Here is a 17,495-nt window from a genome sequence, read left to right on the forward strand (position 1 = left end):
GTCCAAGCGCCGGCCCGGGGCATTGAAAAGCCCGCCCGCGAAGCGGACGGGCCGGGGTCGGCGCGGGGGGAGGAGCGCGCCGGAAGGCTCAGGCGAAGACCTTGAAGCGGGCCTCGTCTTCCATGTAGCTCTTCTCGCCGATGGCCGCCTCGTTGGAGCCGAACGGCATCTGCGCGCGCAGCTGCCAGTTGCCGGCGATGCCCCACTCGCGGCGCACCGCCTCGTCCACCACCGGGTTGTAGTGCTGCAGGCTGGCGCCGACGCCGGCTTCGGCCAGCGCCGTCCACACCGCGAACTGGGCGATGCCGTTGGCGTGCTCGGCCCAGACCGGGAAGTTGTCGGCGTACAGCGGGAACTGGTCCTGCAGGCCGCGGGTCACGTCCACGTCGTTGAAGAACAGCACCGTGCCGGCGCCGGCGGCAAAGCTGTCCAGCTTGCCCTCGGTGGCGGCAAAGGCGGCGGCCGGCACGATCGGGCGCAGCGCGTCCTTGACCAGCTCCCAGAACTTCACGCTCTGCGCCCCGTGCAGGATCAGCGCGCGGGTGGGCTGCGAATTGAAGGCCGACGGCGCCTCGCGCATGGCCTGCTTGATCAGGTCGGTGGCCTGGTCCTGGCCGATGGGCAGGTTGCGGCCGAGCGCGTATTGGGAACGACGCTGCTTGTACAGGGCAATGGCTTGGCTGTTCATGGTGACTCCGGAAGGAAGGAAAGCCGACAAGGCGGCCATTCGTGGAATGGGCGCCAGTGTAATTGGCTACAAATTCAGAACAAATATTAAAAAAATCACTATTTGTTCCAAATTCAGCACAACGAACCTTCCGCCGGAATCTCCCGCCTAGCCGCCCGTCACCTCCGCCGCCGGCATCACGCCCTCATCGTTCCATATCCGGCGCCAGACCTGCGCCAGCCGCTGCTCCAGCACCGCGCGACCACCGGCGTCGCGGTACACCGGGCGCAGCTGCCGCGGCGCAATCGGCGCCCAGCGGTCCCCCTGCTCGCGGGCCACGGCGAAACTGAAGTTGTAGTCCGGCTCAAGGCCCATGCGCAGGTCGCTGAGCACCAGTTCGCCATCGCGCACCTGCGCGCGCATGAAACCGCGGTTGAACCATTGCAGCCGCGCCACCGCCGGGATCGCCGCGGCCTGGCGCAGCGCCTGCACGTTGGAGGGATGGCCGGTGAAGCGCATCGGCCCGTGGTCGGCCCACAGCGAGCGGTCGCCGACCACGTAACCCTGCGGGGTCATCGCCACCACCCGCCACAGCAGCGTGTTGAACGGCATCGGCACCGAGAACCGCGGTGCGTCGGCCAGCCCCATCGCCGCCAGCGCGCGGCCGGCATCGCGCTCGACCAGGTGCTTGGCCAGCAGCGACCAACCCAGGTAGCCGCAACTGAGCACCAGCCCGGCGACCAGCGCGCGCTGCGCCAGCGGGCGCGCCCGCGCGAACCACGCCACCGCGCAGGCCAGGCCCAGCCACAGCGTGTACAGCGGATCGATGATGAACACGCTCGACCACATCGTCGGATGCGGCATCAGCGGCCACCACAACTGCGTGCCGTATACGGTGAACGCGTCCAGCAGCGGATGGGTGACCAGCGCCAGCACCATCGCCCACCACCAGCGCAGCGGCGCCTGCGCCACCCGGCCGTGGCCGAAGCGCCGGTACAGCCACCAGATCAGCGTGCCCAGCAGCGGCAGCACGAACAGCGAATGGCTGAAACTGCGGTGCACCGTCATCAGGCTCACCGGGTCGCGGGTGAAGGCGATGATCAGCAGCCCGTCGAGATCGGGCAGCGTGCCCAGGGCGGCACCGGCGAGCAGCGCCGCGCGGCGGTGGCCGGCGGGCGCGATGGCGGCGGCGACGGCGCCGCCGAGGACGATCTGGCTGAGGGAATCCATGCCCGCATTATGCCGTCGCCCGCGGCATTCGCCCGGGTCATGCCGGTGGCCGCGCCGGCACGCGCAGCCGCCATGCCGCCAGCGCGCCGTACAGCAGCGCCAGCAGCAGCAGGTTGAGCAGCTCGCCGCCGACCTCGGGCACGCGCGCGCCCATCTGCTGGGTGCGCACGATGGCGTTGATGCCCGCGGTGGTCGGCAGCAGTGTGGCCAGCGCCACCAGTGCCGCTGGCGAGGCCAGCGCCGGCCATGACAGGTTGGACAGGAAGAACAGCGGGATCGAGACCCCGGTGACGTACTGGAAGGCGCGCTCGCGGGTGGTGAAGAAGCTGCCGACGAACAGGCCGAACGCCACCGACGCCAGGGCGAACAGCAGCACCGCCAGCAGCAGGCCCGGCACGTTGCCGCCACGCGGGTAGTCCTGCACCCAGGCGTTGAAACCGGCGTAGTAGAGCAGCCCGGCAACCGCCACCAGGGTGAAGGCCGCGGCGATGCCCAGCAGCACCGGCGGCGCCACCTGCAGGCGCCGCCCCGACTGCGCGCGACGGGTGCCCAGCAGTACGCCGATGCCCAGCAGCAGGGTCTGGTGCACGATCAGCTCGGCCACGCCCGGCACCACGCTGCTGCCGTAGCCCTCGCGGGTGTTGTACAGCGGCCGCTGCACCAGTTCGAGCGGTGCCGCCAGCGGCGGCCCCATGAAGCCGGCCTGGCGCACCGCCTGGTCGCGGCCGAAGGCGCCGATGCCCTCGGCCAGGCCGCTCAGGATGGCGCTGGCGCGGCTCAGATAGGCGCCATTGCCCAGCAACACCAGCTGGCCGCTGCCGCCGCGCAGGATGTCGCGCTCCAGCCGCGCCGGGATCAGCACGATGCCGTCGACCTGCCCGGCTTCCAGCTGCGCGCGCGCCTGCGCCAGGTCCCGGGGCTGGGTCGCCACCCGCACCGCGCGCAGCGCGTCCACATGCCGGACCAGCGCGCGGCTGGTGGCGCTGCGGTCGGCGTCGACCACCGCCAGCGGCAGGTCGCTGGCGACCTGGTGACGGTAGGCCGCCGGGTAGAAGAACGAATACAACAGCACCGCGCCGATCATCACCGTGCACGCGGCCGAGTCGGCGAACACCGCCCGCAGGGTGGCGCCGAAGCTGGCGGCGACCCGGCTCATGCCGGCAGCGGCCGCGGTGCGCCGCGCGCGGCGCGCGCCAGCAGCAGCGACCCGGTGCCGCCGGCCACCACCGCCATCAGCAGCAGCACGCCCAGCGGGCGCAGCGACACCGTCCACGCCGCCCCCATGAACAACTGCTGCATCTGCACCTGCACATAGGCGGTGAGCGGCAGCAGCGCGTTCCACACGCGGGTGAACAGCGGCGCTTCGATCACCGGGAAGGTGGCGCCGGAGAACGCCAGCGCGGTGCCGATGCTCAGCCCCACCAGCGACAGCCCGGTGCACATGTCGCGGGCAAGGGCGATGAACAACAGCGCGAAGCAGCAGCAGGCCAGGTAGAACAGCGGCTGTGCCAGCAACAGCAGCCACAGGCTGCCGGCCACGCCATCGCCGCGCACGTATGCCACGTACAGCACACCCAGCGCGCCATACAGCGAGAACAGCGCCACGTACGCCGCCAGCTTGCCGGCGATGGCGGCCCACGGCCGCCGCCCCAGCCAGGGGGCCAGCAGGCCGTCGCGGCGCTCGCGGCCGAAGGCGCCGCCGGCAGCCAGTGCCGCCAGCAGCGACAGCACCGCGGGGAAGATCAGCGGCAGCAGGAACAGTTCATAGCTGCGCGCCGGGTTGTACAGCACCGTGGCCTGCACCGTCACCGGCGCCGCACGCAGGCGCGCCGGCCCGGCCTGCAGGCCGATCCGCTCCTTCAGCATGCGCGCGTTGTACGCGCCCACCGCCTCGGCGATGTCGCGCGCGGCCGATTGCCCGGTGGCCATGTAGGTGGCGTTGTAGAACGCGTAGACCGGTGCCGCTTCGCCGCGCAGCGCGCGCCGGCTCATGTCGCGCGGCACCAGCACGATGGCGAACACCTCCAGTGCGCGCAGCTGCGCCTGCGCCTGCTGCAGCGATGCAGGCTGCCGCGCCAGCGCCACCCCGGGGCTGGCATCGATGGCGCGTGCCAGCGCGCGGCTGTCGGCGCTGCCGTCCAGGTCCACCAGCGCCACCGGCACCTGGCGCAGCACCGAGCCGGAGAACAGCGCCATCATCAGCGCCATCGCCAGCAACGGCATCAGCGTGACCAGCGCCAGTTCCCAGCGATCCCCGCGCCAATGGCGCAGCTCGCGCCGCAGCGACGCAACGAACGCGGCCCCGGCGCCCGCCGTCAGCCCTGCGGCCATGCGAACAGCACGCTCATGCCCGGGCGGAACCCTTCGATCGGCTGCCGCGGACGCACCCGCACCTCGAAGCTGCGTACGTCGTAGCCGGATGACTGCCGGGTGCTGCGCCAGGTGGCGTAGTCGCCGGCCGGACTGATGAAATAGACCTCGAACGCGGCCTTGCGCCCGCCCAGCGCCGGGATCGTGCCGTGCAGCGTGGCGCCGGTCGCGAGCCCGTGCAGCTGGTCCTCGCGCAGGGTCAGCGCCACCCACATGTGGTCGATGTCGACCAGGGTGAACACCGGGTAGCCGGCCGGCACCAGTTCGCCGATGTCGGCCATGCGCTTGCTCACCTCGCCGGCCAGCGGCGCGTGGCCGCGGGTTTCCTGGCGCGCGGCATCGACCTCGGCCCTGGCGCCCTCGGCCTGCCGTACCTGCGCCAGCGCGGCGGCCTTGTCCTGGCGCCGCGCGCCGGCCAGCGCCTGGTCGTACTGCGCCCGCGCCGCACGCGCCAGCTCCTCCGAACTGCGCGCCTGGGCCTGGGCTTCGTCGCGCTTCTGCCGGGTGACCACGCCCTCGTTGAACAGCGTGTCCAGCCGCCGGAAGGTGGCCGTGGCCAGCTCGGCGCCGGCCCTGGCACGCTTCCAGTTGGCCTCGGCGGCACGGATGTCCTCGCTGCGCGCGCCCTCTTCGGCCTTGTCCGCCATCGCCTGTGCGGCCGCGACCACCGCGGCGGCCTGGCGCTCCCTGGCCGCGACTTCCGGGCTGTCCAGCTCGAACAGCACCTGCCCGGCCGCGACCCGGTCGCCCTCGCGCGCGTGCAGCGCGTGCAGCCGCGCGGTGACCTTGGCCGCGACGTTGACGCTGTCGGCGTCGGCCATGCCCTGCACCTGGTCGGGCGGCGTGCGCAGGCCCAGCCACAGGCCCAGCGCCACCAACGCCAGCAACAGCACGCCAGCGATGGCAAAAACGCGGCGCTGCCGCGGTCCCGTGGCCTGTCCCGGTGTATCGCTCATTCCAGCACCTTGTCCGCCCGCCGGCGGTAGTCGTCGAACCGTTGCATCTGCCCGCTCACTTCCAGCAGCTGCGCCAGGGCCACGTCGAACTGGTAGGCCGCCTGCGCCCGTTCCACCCGCGCCGCACCCAGCCCCAGGCGCGCGTCGATCACGTCCAGCGAGGTCGCCTGCCCTTCGCGGAAGGACAGTTCCTGCAGGCGCAGGTTCTCCTCGGCCTGGGCGATGCTGCTGTCCAGCAGCCGGAACTGGGTGCGGGCGGTGTCCAGCTCGTTCCAGGCCTTGCCCACGCCCAGCCGCACCTGGTTCTCCGCCTCGCCCAGGCCGGCACGCGCCTGTTCCAGCTGCGCCCGCGCCGCGCTGACCTGCAGCGGCCGCGCCGTCGGCGACAGGAAGGTGTAGCGCAGGCCGATGCCGAACGCCCAGTCGGCGTCGGTGAGCAGCGCGTCGCGGCGGTGCAGGTCGTACTGCCCGAACAGGTAGAGCTGCGGCTTGAGCCTGGCCTGCTGCACGCGCACGCCCTGCTCGGCCTGCAGGCCCAGCGCGCGCAGGCGTTCGATCTGCGGGTGGCGCTGCAGCGCGCTGCGCTCGAAATCCTCGCGCGCGCCCAGCGGCGCGTCGATCACGAACAGCGGCGAGGTGGTGCCGACGTTGCCGCCGCTGCGCAGCAGCGTGGCCAGCGCCTGCTGCAGGGTGGCCAGGTCGTTGAGCGCCTTCTGGTAATCGCGCTCGGCCTTGTCGCGGGCGACGCTGGCCTGCAGGCGCTGGGCGCGGCTGGCGAAGCCTTCGCGCTCGAGCTTGAGGGCGTCGTCCAGGTGCCGCTGCAGGCCATCGCGGACCTCGCGCCGCACCTGCGCCGCGCGCTCGGCCAGCTGCTGGCCGAAATAGGCCTGCACCAGCTGCAGCGCCAGCGACTGCCGCTGCGCCTCGCGCTCGGCCTGCGCCTGGGCGGTGGCCGCCTGCGCCGCCTGCTGCGCCGCCGGGATCAGCCCGCCGCTGTACAGCGGCACGCTGGCGGTGACGATCGGGCGGGTGCGCCAGTCGCGCTCGGCGAAGCGCAGCGGCGATTCGATGCCGAACGCCTCGGCCACCGGCGCCAGCGAACCCAGCGGCAGCTCCAGCGATTTCTGGAACTGCATGCGGCGTATGTCGCCGGTGATTTCCGGCAGCCGCAGGTAGCGGGTGGCGTCCTGCAGGTCCTGCTTGCCGCGCACTCCCGCGTCGGCCGCGGCCAGCGCGTCGGAGACCTGCTCCAGGCGCTCGCGCGCCTGCTCGAAACTCAATGCCGGCGGGTCATCGACGCTGGCGGCAGCGGTGCCGGTGGCTGCCAGCAGAACCCAGACCGCGAACAACACCGGCAGCACCGCCCGTGCCCCGGTCGTCGACTGCGTGTGTACCACCGCGGATGCTCCTTTCCCCAGCCCCCGGCCAGCATAGCGCCGCCATCGTGAGGAAGAAGCATGCACACCGCCTCAGGCGGCCCGCGCCAGCGACGCGCGTGGCGGCAGCCACGCCAGGCTGCGCCCGGCATGGTCGAGCAGGCGCAGGCTGCCATCGTGATCCTCGGCCAGGGCGGTGAGGCTTTCGACCCAGTCGCCGTCGTTGGCGTACACCAGGCCATCGCGTTCGACCAGCGCGGCGCGATGGATGTGGCCGCAGACGATGCCGTCCAGGCCGCGGCGGCGGGCGTCGTCCAGCCCGGCCTGCACGAACCGCTGGATGTAGCGCTCGGCCGCGCCGCTGCGCCGCTTGAGGAACTCGGCCAGCGACCAGTAGCGCAGGCCGAGGCGGCGGCGCAGCGCGTTGAGCAGGCGGTTGCCGGTGAGGATGCGCTCGTACAGCCAGTCGCCCGCCGCGTACTGGAGATCGGTGCCCAGGCGGCGCCAGCGGTGCCGGAGTGCGGCGGCGGACGCAGCACCGGCGCCATCCGCTGCATGGGCCGGCGCAGTGGGGCGCGCGGCACGCGTCGGCACCGGCCGATGCCAGCGCGTGACCGCATCGTAGTCGTCACCATGCACCACCAGCAGGCGGCGGCCATCGGCGGTGACGTGGATGGCGCGCCGCCGCACCTGCATCGCCGGCAGCATCAGTCCGCAGGTACGACGCAGCGGGGCGTCGTGGTTGCCGGGGATGTAGATGATCGCGGTACCGGCACGGCGCAATGCGTGCAGCGCCTCGATCACCGCGTTGTGCGCCGCGGTCCAGCTGGCGCGCCGCTGCGCCAGCCACCACAGGTCGACGATGTCGCCGACCAGGTACAGGCGTTCGCAGCGCAGCGTGGACAGGAAGCGTGCCAGTTCGGCGGCATGGCAATGGCGCGCGCCCAGGTGGGTGTCGGAGATGAACACCGCGCGCCGGCGCGGCAGCAGCGCCGCCGGCGCGCTCATGCCACGGCCCCGGCGTCGCGCAGGTAGCGCCTGCGCTTGTTCGGCCGGATCGCCTGCAGGTCCACTTCGATCAGGCCGTCGATGGAATCGCTGAAATCCGGGTCCACGCCGAACGCCAGGAAGCGCGCGCCGCCCGGCTCGCACAGGTCCGTGTACTGGCGGTAGAGGGTGGGCACGCTGGTGCCCAGCGCGGCCAGGTTGGCCTTGAGCAGCTCGAACGCGGCATCGGCATCCATGTCGCCGAAGCTCGGCGGCGCGGCGAAGTACTGGAACGGCCGGGTCGATTCGACCAGGCCGTGGCCGCCACCGTAGTAGCGCTGGTAGTAGGCGACCAGCTGTTCGCGCGCCTCGCGCGGCAAGGCCGCGCTGATCGACACCGCGCCGAACAGGTAGCGCACGCCCGGCTGGCAGCGCAGGTAGGCGCCGATGCCCTGCCACAGGTAGTCCAGGCTGCGGCTGCCCCAGTAGTCGGGCACGACGAAGCTGCGGCCCAGCTCCATGCCCTCGGCGATGCGGCTGATGGCATCGTCCGCGTAGCGGAACAGCGCCGCGGTGTAGAGCCCGGCCAACCCGCTGCGTGCCAGCGCCTGGGCGCCGCGCATGACGCGATAGGCGCCGGCGATGCGCTGCTGCGTCGCGTCCCAGACCACGATGTGCTGGTACAGCAGGTCGAAGTCGTCCAGGTCGCGGCTGCGCCCGGTGCCTTCGCCGACCCGGCGGAAAGTCAGCTCGCGCAACCGGCCCAGTTCCAGCAGCAGGGGCGAGCCGGCGGCGCAGCGCGCCAGCCGGATCTGCTTGCCGTCGCCGGTCTGGCCAAGCAGTTCGGCGGCTTCGATGTCCGCCGCCACCCGCTCGGCGGCGATCGCCGCGGCCAGCGGTTCGGGCCCGCCGCCGGCGCCGCCCGCCTGCCCGTGGCCACCGCCAAGCGCATACAGCGCGTGCCGCACCGCCTGCAGCTGCAGCGCCGGGTCCAGCGCGGGGTCCAGCTGCATGGCCTGCCCTACCCACAGGCGCAGCGGCCGCCCGCGGCGGGCGAACATCTCGCGCGCGAGCAATGCGGTGCCGGCCGGTTTGAACAGTGCCGAGGCCCCGTAGAACAGCGCCGAGTTGCGCGCCTGCACCCGCACCGGCAGCACCGGCGCGCGGGTGGCATTGGCGAAGCGCACGAAGCCGCGGTTCCAGCGGCCGTCACGGATGCCGCGCAGCGACAGCCGCGACACTTCGCCGGCCGGGAACACGATCACGCACTGTTCGGCGGCCAGCGCCTGTTCCACCGCGCGCAGGCTGTCGCGGCGGGCGCGGCCGCCCAGGATCCGCACCGGCAGCAGCAGCTCGCGCAGCGGCTCCAGCTCGGCCAGCAGGTCGTTGGCGATGATGCGCACGTCGCGCCGCACCTGGCCCACCGCGTCCAGCAGCGCCAGCGCGTCGAGCGCGCCGGAGGGATGGTTGGCGACCACCAGCAGCCGCCCGCTGGCGGGGATCCGCGCCAGCGCGCCGGGCTCCAGCTGGTAGCGGCTGCCCAGGAAGTCCAGCGCGGCCTCGACGAAGGCGAAGCCGCGGCGCTCGCCGTTGTGGCGCAGGAACGCCTGCACCCGGTCCAGCCGCGACCAGCGCCCCACGCCGCGCAGCAGCGGCCGCGCCAGGTGCCCGCGTGGGCCATGGAACCACTCGGGATAGCGCTGCTGCAGGCGTTGCTCGATCTGGTGCATGGCGGTTGTCCGACGGCCCGGTTGGCCGGCAGCCTGCGCCCGCCACGCGGCAGCGCGGTTGCGGTTTTGCGGCAGTTCGGTGACGCCCGCCCGGGAGCGGCGGGGTGGGTGAACCGGTTTATTAACCGGATGGCAACAACCGGCCCTGCACTATTCCAGCCGTGCCCCGGCCGTGTATCATGCGCGGCTATCTTTTCATCCGCATACAGGGATACAAGCTCATGTCCAGCTATCTCTTCACCTCCGAGTCGGTCTCCGAAGGCCATCCGGACAAGATCGCCGACCAGATTTCCGATGCGGTGCTGGACGCGATCCTGACCCAGGACAAGCGCGCCCGCGTCGCCTGCGAAACCCTGGTCAAGACCGGTGCGGCGATCGTCGCCGGCGAGGTCACCACCTCGGCCTGGGTCGACATCGAAGAGCTGACCCGCAACGTCATCAACGCGATCGGCTACGACAACTCCAACGTCGGCTTCGACGGCCACACCTGCGCCATCATCAACATGCTCGGCAAGCAGTCGCCGGACATCGCCGCCGGCGTCGACGGCACCGACAGGAAGGCCAAGAAGCCGGAAGAACAGGGCGCGGGCGACCAGGGCCTGATGTTCGGCTATGCCTGCAACGAAGCCCCGGAATTCATGCCGGCGCCGATCTACTACTCGCACCGCCTGGTCGAGCAGCAGGCCAAGGTCCGCAAGAAGAAGAATTCGCCGCTGCCGTGGCTGCGCCCGGACGCCAAGAGCCAGGTCACCCTGCGCTACGGCCAGGATGGCCGGATCGAGGGCCTGGACGCGGTGGTGCTGTCGACCCAGCATGACCCGGGCGTGAAGCAGAAGGACCTGATCGAGGCCGTGCGCGAGCACATCCTCAAGCCGGTCCTGCCCAAGGCGTGGCTGGACGCGCTGCCGAAGAACAAGGTGCACATCAACCCGACCGGCATCTTCGTGATCGGCGGCCCGGTGGGCGACTGCGGCCTGACCGGCCGCAAGATCATCGTCGACACCTACGGCGGCATGGCCCGCCACGGTGGCGGCGCGTTCTCCGGCAAGGACCCGTCCAAGGTCGACCGCTCGGCCGCCTACGCCGCCCGTTACGTGGCCAAGAACGTGGTCGCCGCCGGCCTGGCCGACAAGTGCGAAGTGCAGGTCTCCTACGCCATCGGCGTGGCCGAGCCGACCTCGATCTCGGTCACCACCTTCGGCACCGGCAAGATCGCCGACGCGCAGATCGAGAAGCTGATCCGCGCGCACTTCGACCTGCGCCCGTACGGCATCATCAAGATGCTCGACCTGATCCACCCGATGTACCAGCAGACCGCCGCCTACGGCCACTTCGGCCGCAAGCCGAAGGAGTTCTCGTACGTCGACGGCGACGGCAAGACCCAGAACGCCACCGCGTTCTCGTGGGAGAAGACCGACCGCGCCGAGGCGCTGCGCAAGGCCGCCAAGCTCAAGTAAGCCCGGCCCGGCAGGTACCGACCGGAAAGGCCGCCCGCACGGGCGGCCTTTCCATTTGCGGGTGGGCCAGCGGCGCGTGCATCCAGCCACCATGCCGGGTTAGCCTGCGGCTCCGCCCATCGCGCCGCCGCCCATGTCCGCACCCACGCCCCACCAATTGTCGATGACCGTGCTGATGACCCCGGAGATGGCCAATTTCTCGGGCAAGGTGCACGGCGGCGCGGTGCTGCGCCTGCTCGACCAGGTCGCCTATGCCTGCGCCAGCCGCTATGCCGGCAACTACGTGGTCACCCTGTCGGTGGACCAGGTGATGTTCCGCCAGCCGATCGCGGTGGGCGAACTGGTCACCTTCCTGGCGTCGGTGAACTACACCGGCACCTCGTCGATGGAGGTGGGCATCAAGGTGGTGGCCGAGGACATCCGCAAGGGCAGCGTGCGCCACGCCAACAGCTGCTTCTTCACCATGGTCGCGGTGGACGACGACGGCAGGCCCACGCCGGTGCCGCCGCTGCAGCCGGCGAGCGGCGACGAGACGCGCCGCTACGCCGCCGCGCAGATCCGCCGCCAGCTGCGGCAGGACATGGAGCAGCGCCACCGGGAACTGCTCGGCAGCAGCCCCGCCCCCGCCACGCAGCCGCGGTCCCCGTAGCGCCGCGCCGGCGCGCTGCCGGTCGCCGCAACCGGAACGGGGACGCGGGCGGGCACCGCAAGCGCGGCGCCGGCCAATCCCGTCATGGCCACCACGCCCTCAGCGGCCGCCGGCCGCGGCGATCACGTCCCTTGCCTTGTCACGGACCGAACGCATCCCGGCATCCAGGTTCGCGGGGTCCATCTTCACCACCGGGTCCAGGTAGCGGGTGCGCAGCACGCTGGCCTCGTCCGTGCGCTGCAGGCGCTGCAGCAACGCGTACAGGCGCGCGGCGCTTTCGATCGTGTTCGGCGCCTGGGCGCCCAGCTTCTGCGTACGCAGCTGCAGGGCCGTCGCATAGGCCGCGCGCGCCGGTTCCAGCCGGCCCAGGGCGAGCAGGATGTCGCCGTTCAGGTTCCAGGTCCCGGCGATGATCGGGTGGTCCGGCGCGAGCGTGCGCCGCTGGCCCTCGAGGCAGCGCTGCGCATGCGGCAACGCCTGCGCATGGCGCCCCTGCCGGTGCAGCAGGCTCGCCAGGCTGCCCTGCGCCAGCAGGGTATTGGGATGATCCGGACCGCGGTGCTGCAGGTGCGAATCCAGCACGGCCTGCTGTACCCGCAGCGCCTGCGCCATGAACCCTGCACTGGCGGCCGGGTCGTCGGCCAGCGCGGCGCGCTTGCTCAGCACGCCGACCAGCCCGGTCATCGGCGAGATGGTCTGGGCACTGCCTTCGCCCTGCTGCTGGCGCCGGTACTCGACGACGCGCTCGATATCGGCCTGCACCTGGGCCAGCGCCGCATCGTCCCGCGCAAGTGCGAAGCCGTTGGTCGCCACCAGGTAGCGCGCCGACACGGTGTCCGGATGGCCTTCGCCGTAGCGCCGCGCCAGCACGTCGGCCACGCTGCGGGCCAGCACCTGCGACTGTTCGAACTGCTTCTGCTCGCGCAGCAGCTTGGCCTGGACCAGCGCCACGTACAGCGTGTCGCGATGCGTGGGCCCCAGGGCCCGCTGGTACAGCGACAACAACGCCTCGGCCTCCGGCCCGGCCTCCTCGCGACGGCCGGCCTGGATCAGCGCGTCGATGCGGTAACGGCGCAGCCGCAGCATGCGCTCGTCGCTTTCCGGCAGCGCGCTGCCGACACCCGTGCGGATCGCGTCGTAGGCGGCGATGGCGTCGTCGAAGCGGCCCTGGATGATCATCACGATGGCCCGCCCGAGTTCGGCCTCCAGCCGCTGCGGATCGCTCATCGGCCGTGCCGCGGTGGCGGCGTGCACCTGCGTATACAGGCGCAGCGCCTCGTCGGGGCGCCCGAGGGTGACCAGCACCCCCGCCAGCGCCAGTTCCGTAGACAGCCGCTCCGGGCTGTCCGCTGCCAGCGACTTCCGCTGCTCCAGCACCCGCCGCAACTGCGCCTCGGCGCTGACGTTGCTGCCGATCGCATGCAGCACGCCGGCCAGCGACTGCCTCAGCTCCGCCGCCAGCGCGGCGTCGTCGTCCACCTCGTTGCCGATCCGGTCCAGCGCATGCGCCACCACGTAGGTCTCCAGCGCATCGCGGGCGAGGTCGGTGGCACCGCGCGCGGCCGCGGCATCCACCAGCTGCAGCACCTGCGGCGAGGCCAGTTGCCGCCCGGATGCCGCGTCGGCCTTGAGCAGCATGTCCTTCTGCGCTTCGGCCAGCGAGCGTCCCATTGCCTGGATGTCCACGCTTTCCAGCGTGCTCCGCTGGAAATCGACGATCCGCTGCAGCTCGTGGCCGCGGCGTTCGGCCAGCGCCTGCTGCGCCCGCGCCTCGCGCAGGGCCAGCACCGAGGCCAGCAGGCCGCCCAGTACCGACAGCAGCACCAGCGCGGCGGCGGCCAGCGGCCAGGCATTGCGCCGCAGCAGCCGCCGCGCGCGATAACCGCGCTCGCCCGCGCGCGCGCTGACCGGGCGATGGGCCAGGTAACGGCGCAGGTCCTCGGCCAGTGCCGCGACCGAGGCGTAGCGACGCTCCGGCTCCTTGCGCAGCGCCTTGAGCACGATGGCATCGATGTCGGCCGGCACCGCACGGGCGCGCGGCCGCGGCGTGCCGGCGTCGCGCAGCCGCCGGCTGGGCGGCGGCACGTCGGTGTTGGCGATGGCGTTGTACAGGCCGGCCGGATTGTCGATCTCGGCGAACGGCAACTGCCCGCAGACCAGCTGGTACAGCACCGCGCCCAGCGAGTAGACGTCGGTGGCCGTGGTCAGCGGCTGGCAGGCGAGCTGCTCGGGGCTGGCATAGGCCAGGGTGAGCGCATGCTGGCCGGTACGGGTATCGCCGGCCGCCGCACTGTCCTCGTCGATCAGGCGGGCGATGCCGAAATCCAGCAACCGCGGCTGGCCGCGGGCGTCGACCAGGATGTTGGCCGGCTTGAGGTCGCGGTGGATCACCAGGCAGCGGTGCGCCTCGGCCACTGCTTCGCAGATCCTGACGAACAGCGCGATGCGCTCGTCCAGCGGCAGGCGCGCGGCATGCACGTCAACGCGCTCGCCTTCGACGTACTCCATCGCCAGGAACGGACGGCCGTCGGCGAGGATGCCGCCGTCGAGCAGGCGCGCGATGCCGGGGTGGTCCAGCCGTGCCAGCAGCTCGCGCTCGCGGGCGAAGCGTTCGCGCAGTTCCGGCGACGCCTCGGCGACCGGGTTGAGCAGCTTCAGCGCGACCTTCTGCACGAAGCCGCCGTGGCTGCGTTCGGCCAGGTACACCACGCCCATGCCGCCGGCGCCCAGGCGCTGCAGCAGGCGGTATTCGCGGCTGGCGTCGGCCGATGCCTCCTGGCCGCTGAGGTCCTGCCCCGGGTCGGGCGGCGGCAGCCCGGGCGAGCGGCACGACACCACCAGCGTCTGGTCGGCCTCCATGCCGGCGAGCAGCGCCCGCACTTCATCGGCGATCGTCGCGTCACCGCCCGCCTCGCGGACGATCAGTTCCTCGCGGGCGCTGCCCTGCAGGTCCAGCGCCTGCAGCACGATCTGCTTGATCCGGTGGTAACGCGCCGCGTCGCCAGCGTTCTCCTCCCCTTCGCGCATCGTCCCCATTCCCCGTTCCCCTCCCCGTGCGGCAGGCCGCCGTCAGCCGGTATTCTGCACGCCCTGCGACACTCCGTTCACGCAGGCCACCAGCGCGCGCAGCAGCGCCTCGTCCTCGCGGCCACTGTGCCGCCAGCGCTGCAGCAGGTCCACCTGCAGGGTGCTGATCGGGTCGATGTAGGGGTTGCGCAGGCGGATGGACAGCGCCAGCCGCGGATCGTGCGCGAGCAGTTCCTGCTGCCCGCTGAGCCGCTTGACCCAGTGCGCGGTCAGCGCCAGCTCCTCGCGGATCACCGGGAAGAAGCGCGCGTGCAGCGGCCCGGCCAGGCGCGAGAACTGCTCGGCGATGTGGATGTCGCCCTTGCTCAGCACCATCGCCATGTCGTCCAGGAAGGTGGCGAAGAACGGCCAGTCGTGCGCCATCTCGCGCAGCCGCTCCTCGTGGCCCGCATCGGCGGCGGCCTGCAGGCCGCTGCCCACGCCGAACCAGCCGGGAATCACCGCGCGCGCCTGGCTCCAGGCGAACACCCACGGGATCGCGCGCAGGTTGGACAGGGCCGCGTCCTGGCCGAGCCGGCGCGAGGGCCGCGAGCCCAGGGTCATGCGCTCGATCACGTCGATCGGAGTGGCGTTGCGGAAGTAATCCATGAACTGCGCGTCGCCGACGAAGCCGCGGTAGCGGCGTGCGCTCTCGGCCGCGACGATGTCCATCACCGGCGTCCACAGCCGCTCGCGCGGCTCGGGCGCGCGCGGGCGCAGGCTGGCCCGCAGCACCGCGCCGGCGGCCTGCTCCAGCGAGCGCAGCGCCAGCGCGCGGATGCCGTATTTGCGATGGATCACCTCGCCCTGCTCGGTGACCCGCAGACGGCCGTCGATGCTGCCCGGCGGCGAGGCGTCGACCGCATGCGTGGTCTTGGTGCCGCCACGGCTGATCGAACCGCCGCGGCCGTGGAAGAAGGTCAGGCGCACGCCGTGGGCGGCGGCCACGGCCAGCAGTTCCACCTGCGCCTGCTGCAACCCCCAGCGCGAGGCGGCGATGCCACCGTCCTTGCCGCTGTCCGAGTAGCCGAGCATCACCATCTGCACATCGCCGCGCGCGGCCAGGTGCGCGCGGTACACCGGGTCGTCCAGCAGATCGCCCAGGGTCGCGGTGCCGTGGCGCAGGTCGTCCACCGTCTCGAACAGCGGCGCGATGTCCAGCGGCACCGCGTTGCCGGCGTCGACCAGGCCGCCACGGCGCGCCAGCGCCAGCACCGCAAGCACGTCGCCGCGGTCGTGGGCCATCGAGATGATGTAGCTGCCCAGCGCGTCGGCGCCGTGCCGGGCGCGCGCATCGGCCAGCGCCGCGAACACCTCGTCCAGTCGCTGCCCGGCTTCGTCGTCGCCGCGCGGCAAGGTGGTCTCGCCGGCGGCGTAGGGTGCCAGCAGGCGGGCGCGCGCCGCGCCGTCCAGCGCCTCGAACGCCGCCTGCCCGCCCAGCACCTCGGCCAGCGCGCGCGCATGCACGCTCGATTCCTGGCGCACGTCCAGCCGCGCCAGGTGGAAGCCGAAGGTGCGCACGCGCCACAGCAGGCGCCGCACCGAGAACCAGCCGGCGTGGCGGCCGCGGTTCGCGTCCAGGCTGTCGAGGATCAACTGGATGTCGTCGGCCAGCTCATCCGGCGAGCGGTATGCGCCCTCGGCATCGTCGAGCGTGGCCTGCAGCCGCGCACGCATGCGGTCGTTGAGCAGGCGGTAGGGCATGTCGGCGTGGCGCGGGCGCGACTGCACCTGCGGCAGCAGCGCGCGATATGCATCCACGCGCGCGCGCACCGCCTCGCTCACCCCGACCAGTTCGGTGGACTGGCTGAGCAGGCTGGCAAGCTTGAGCAGGTCCTTCTGGTAGAGCTCCAGCACCGCGGCGCGCTGCGCGTTCAAGGTGGCGGCGATGGTGCCCGCATCGACATTGGGGTTGCCGTCCATGTCGCCGCCCACCCAGGTGCCGAAGCGCACCAGCCGCGGCAGCGGCAGGGTGCGGCCCCAGGTGTCGCGCAGCGCCTGCTCCAGCGATTCGTAGAACACCGGCATCACCCGGTACAGCACCCGGGTGAGGTAGAAGCCGACGTGTTCGCGCTCGTCCTCCACGCCGGGCCGCACCGGCGATGAATCGGCGGTCTGCCACGATGCGGTGAGCGCCATGCGCAGGCGCGCGGCATCGGCGGCCTGCTCGCCCGGCGTGCGCTGGCCATCGAGGTTGTCCACCAGGCTCGCCACCATCAGCTGCTCTTTTTCCAGCAGCGCGCGGCGCACCGCCTCGGTGGGATGGGCGGTGAACACCGGTTCGATGTCGATGCGCGGCAACCACTGCACCAGCTCTTCCAGGGTCACGCCCTGCGCCTTGAGCTGCTGCAGCGCATCCTGCAGGCCTTCGGGCTGCGGACGCTTGGTGCCGGCGCGCTGGTAGTCGCGGCGGCGGCGGATGCGGTGCACACGCTCGGCGATGTTCACCACCTGGAAATAGGTACTGAACGCACGCACCAGGGCCTCGGCCTGGCGCGGCGTGCGCCCGGCCAGCTGCGCGCTGAGCGTGGCCAGCGGCGCCTGGCTCTCGCGGCGCGCGATCGCGGCGGTGCGCACCTCCTCCACTTCATCGAGGAACGCGGGCGAGACCTGCTCGGAAAGGAGATCGCCGACCATCGCGCCGAGGCGACGGACATCGTCGCGCAGGGGCAGGTCGGGGGTGGCGAAGACGACGCTGCTGCGGTACTCGTTCATCCAGGAACCGGAACCTCGGAAGCGGGAACGTCCCCAAGCCTAACTGAAAAATTCCGCGTTTTTTGCAGTGCATCAACCGGGAAAATGGTTGCATCTGCATGTTGTCCGGCGGCTGTCGTTGCGGACATCGCAATGGCGCCGCAGGCGCCTCACCGTGGACAGCGGATGACCGGGGTGACGGCGGGATTCCTGCAGCAGCACTCGCTCCCGGCATGAATGCTGGAGAGGGCGCCGCGAAGACACGGCGCCGCGGCAGCCGGGAACAGGCCCCACGGCCTGCGACGCAGACCGT

At 72.0% G+C, this 17,495-nt stretch carries 12 protein-coding genes; 2 read left to right on the forward strand and 10 right to left on the reverse strand.

The features are described 5' to 3' along the window. Positions 1-88 precede the first annotated feature (88 nt). The 8 genes from QQA12_RS13310 to QQA12_RS13345 form a co-directional block, all read right to left on the reverse strand. Positions 89-688 carry a nitroreductase family protein gene (locus QQA12_RS13310; RefSeq protein WP_056932327.1) on the reverse strand — a complete coding sequence of 200 codons (600 nt, stop codon included), beginning with the start codon at positions 686-688 and terminating at the stop codon, positions 89-91. Between the two features lie 147 nt (positions 689-835). Beyond that, positions 836-1,897 (reverse strand): metal-dependent hydrolase, encoded by a 1,062-nt coding sequence (locus QQA12_RS13315; protein WP_226049555.1) that lies wholly within the window; start codon positions 1,895-1,897, stop codon positions 836-838. Positions 1,898-1,934: 37 nt separating this feature from the next. Beyond that, on the reverse strand, positions 1,935-3,053 hold the full coding sequence (locus tag QQA12_RS13320) for an ABC transporter permease (protein WP_226049556.1): 1,119 nt from the start codon (positions 3,051-3,053) through the stop codon (positions 1,935-1,937). Continuing rightward, positions 3,050-4,228 (reverse strand): ABC transporter permease, encoded by a 1,179-nt coding sequence (locus QQA12_RS13325; RefSeq protein ID WP_226049557.1) that lies wholly within the window; start codon positions 4,226-4,228, stop codon positions 3,050-3,052. The genes QQA12_RS13320 and QQA12_RS13325 overlap by 4 nt, the downstream gene beginning before the upstream one ends. Beyond that, positions 4,213-5,223 (reverse strand): efflux RND transporter periplasmic adaptor subunit, encoded by a 1,011-nt coding sequence (locus QQA12_RS13330; protein WP_054667578.1) that lies wholly within the window; start codon positions 5,221-5,223, stop codon positions 4,213-4,215. The genes QQA12_RS13325 and QQA12_RS13330 overlap by 16 nt, the downstream gene beginning before the upstream one ends. Beyond that, positions 5,220-6,584 (reverse strand): TolC family protein, encoded by a 1,365-nt coding sequence (locus QQA12_RS13335; RefSeq protein ID WP_226049949.1) that lies wholly within the window; start codon positions 6,582-6,584, stop codon positions 5,220-5,222. Before QQA12_RS13335 ends, QQA12_RS13330 begins: the two co-directional genes overlap by 4 nt. A 108-nt stretch (positions 6,585-6,692) precedes the next feature. Beyond that, complete coding sequence (locus QQA12_RS13340; protein ID WP_226049558.1) at positions 6,693-7,607, reverse strand: UDP-2,3-diacylglucosamine diphosphatase; 915 nt, start codon at positions 7,605-7,607, stop codon at positions 6,693-6,695. Continuing rightward, positions 7,604-9,316 (reverse strand): GNAT family N-acyltransferase, encoded by a 1,713-nt coding sequence (locus QQA12_RS13345; RefSeq protein ID WP_226049559.1) that lies wholly within the window; start codon positions 9,314-9,316, stop codon positions 7,604-7,606. Before QQA12_RS13345 ends, QQA12_RS13340 begins: the two co-directional genes overlap by 4 nt. A 221-nt stretch (positions 9,317-9,537) precedes the next feature. Here QQA12_RS13345 and metK point away from each other — a divergent pair, with 221 nt between their 5' ends. Together metK and QQA12_RS13355 are read left to right on the forward strand one after the other, a co-directional pair. Continuing rightward, a complete protein-coding gene (gene metK / locus QQA12_RS13350) occupies positions 9,538-10,773 on the forward strand; it encodes a methionine adenosyltransferase (protein WP_054668775.1) in 1,236 nt (411 codons plus the stop codon). Between the two features lie 133 nt (positions 10,774-10,906). Continuing rightward, positions 10,907-11,422 (forward strand): acyl-CoA thioesterase, encoded by a 516-nt coding sequence (locus QQA12_RS13355; RefSeq protein WP_226049560.1) that lies wholly within the window; start codon positions 10,907-10,909, stop codon positions 11,420-11,422. A gap of 99 nt (positions 11,423-11,521) precedes the next feature. Here QQA12_RS13355 and QQA12_RS13360 read toward each other — a convergent pair whose 3' ends face one another. Together QQA12_RS13360 and ppc are read right to left on the reverse strand one after the other, a co-directional pair. Next, positions 11,522-14,449, reverse strand: coding sequence for a serine/threonine-protein kinase (locus QQA12_RS13360; RefSeq protein ID WP_226049561.1), 2,928 nt, complete (start codon positions 14,447-14,449; stop codon positions 11,522-11,524). Positions 14,450-14,491: 42 nt separating this feature from the next. After that, positions 14,492-17,203, reverse strand: a complete 2,712-nt coding sequence (ppc, locus tag QQA12_RS13365; protein WP_226049562.1) for a phosphoenolpyruvate carboxylase — start codon at positions 17,201-17,203, stop codon at positions 14,492-14,494. Between the last annotated feature and the right edge of the window lie 292 nt (positions 17,204-17,495).

This window comes from Stenotrophomonas sp. 17(2023) (assembly GCF_030345315.1).
GTDB classification, from domain to species: Bacteria; Pseudomonadota; Gammaproteobacteria; order Xanthomonadales; family Xanthomonadaceae; genus Stenotrophomonas; species Stenotrophomonas acidaminiphila.

Coding starts and splice junctions, on each gene's coding strand:
- QQA12_RS13310 (WP_056932327.1), bottom strand. CDS start 688: ATGAACAGCCAAGCCATTGCCCTGTACAAGCAGCGTCGTTCCCAATAC.
- ppc (WP_226049562.1), bottom strand. CDS start 17,203: ATGAACGAGTACCGCAGCAGCGTCGTCTTCGCCACCCCCGACCTGCCC.
- QQA12_RS13360 (WP_226049561.1), bottom strand. CDS start 14,449: ATGCGCGAAGGGGAGGAGAACGCTGGCGACGCGGCGCGTTACCACCGG.
- metK (WP_054668775.1), top strand. CDS start 9,538: ATGTCCAGCTATCTCTTCACCTCCGAGTCGGTCTCCGAAGGCCATCCG.
- QQA12_RS13330 (WP_054667578.1), bottom strand. CDS start 5,223: ATGAGCGATACACCGGGACAGGCCACGGGACCGCGGCAGCGCCGCGTT.
- QQA12_RS13340 (WP_226049558.1), bottom strand. CDS start 7,607: ATGAGCGCGCCGGCGGCGCTGCTGCCGCGCCGGCGCGCGGTGTTCATC.
- QQA12_RS13355 (WP_226049560.1), top strand. CDS start 10,907: ATGTCCGCACCCACGCCCCACCAATTGTCGATGACCGTGCTGATGACC.
- QQA12_RS13315 (WP_226049555.1), bottom strand. CDS start 1,897: ATGGATTCCCTCAGCCAGATCGTCCTCGGCGGCGCCGTCGCCGCCGCC.
- QQA12_RS13325 (WP_226049557.1), bottom strand. CDS start 4,228: ATGGCCGCAGGGCTGACGGCGGGCGCCGGGGCCGCGTTCGTTGCGTCG.
- QQA12_RS13320 (WP_226049556.1), bottom strand. CDS start 3,053: ATGAGCCGGGTCGCCGCCAGCTTCGGCGCCACCCTGCGGGCGGTGTTC.
- QQA12_RS13345 (WP_226049559.1), bottom strand. CDS start 9,316: ATGCACCAGATCGAGCAACGCCTGCAGCAGCGCTATCCCGAGTGGTTC.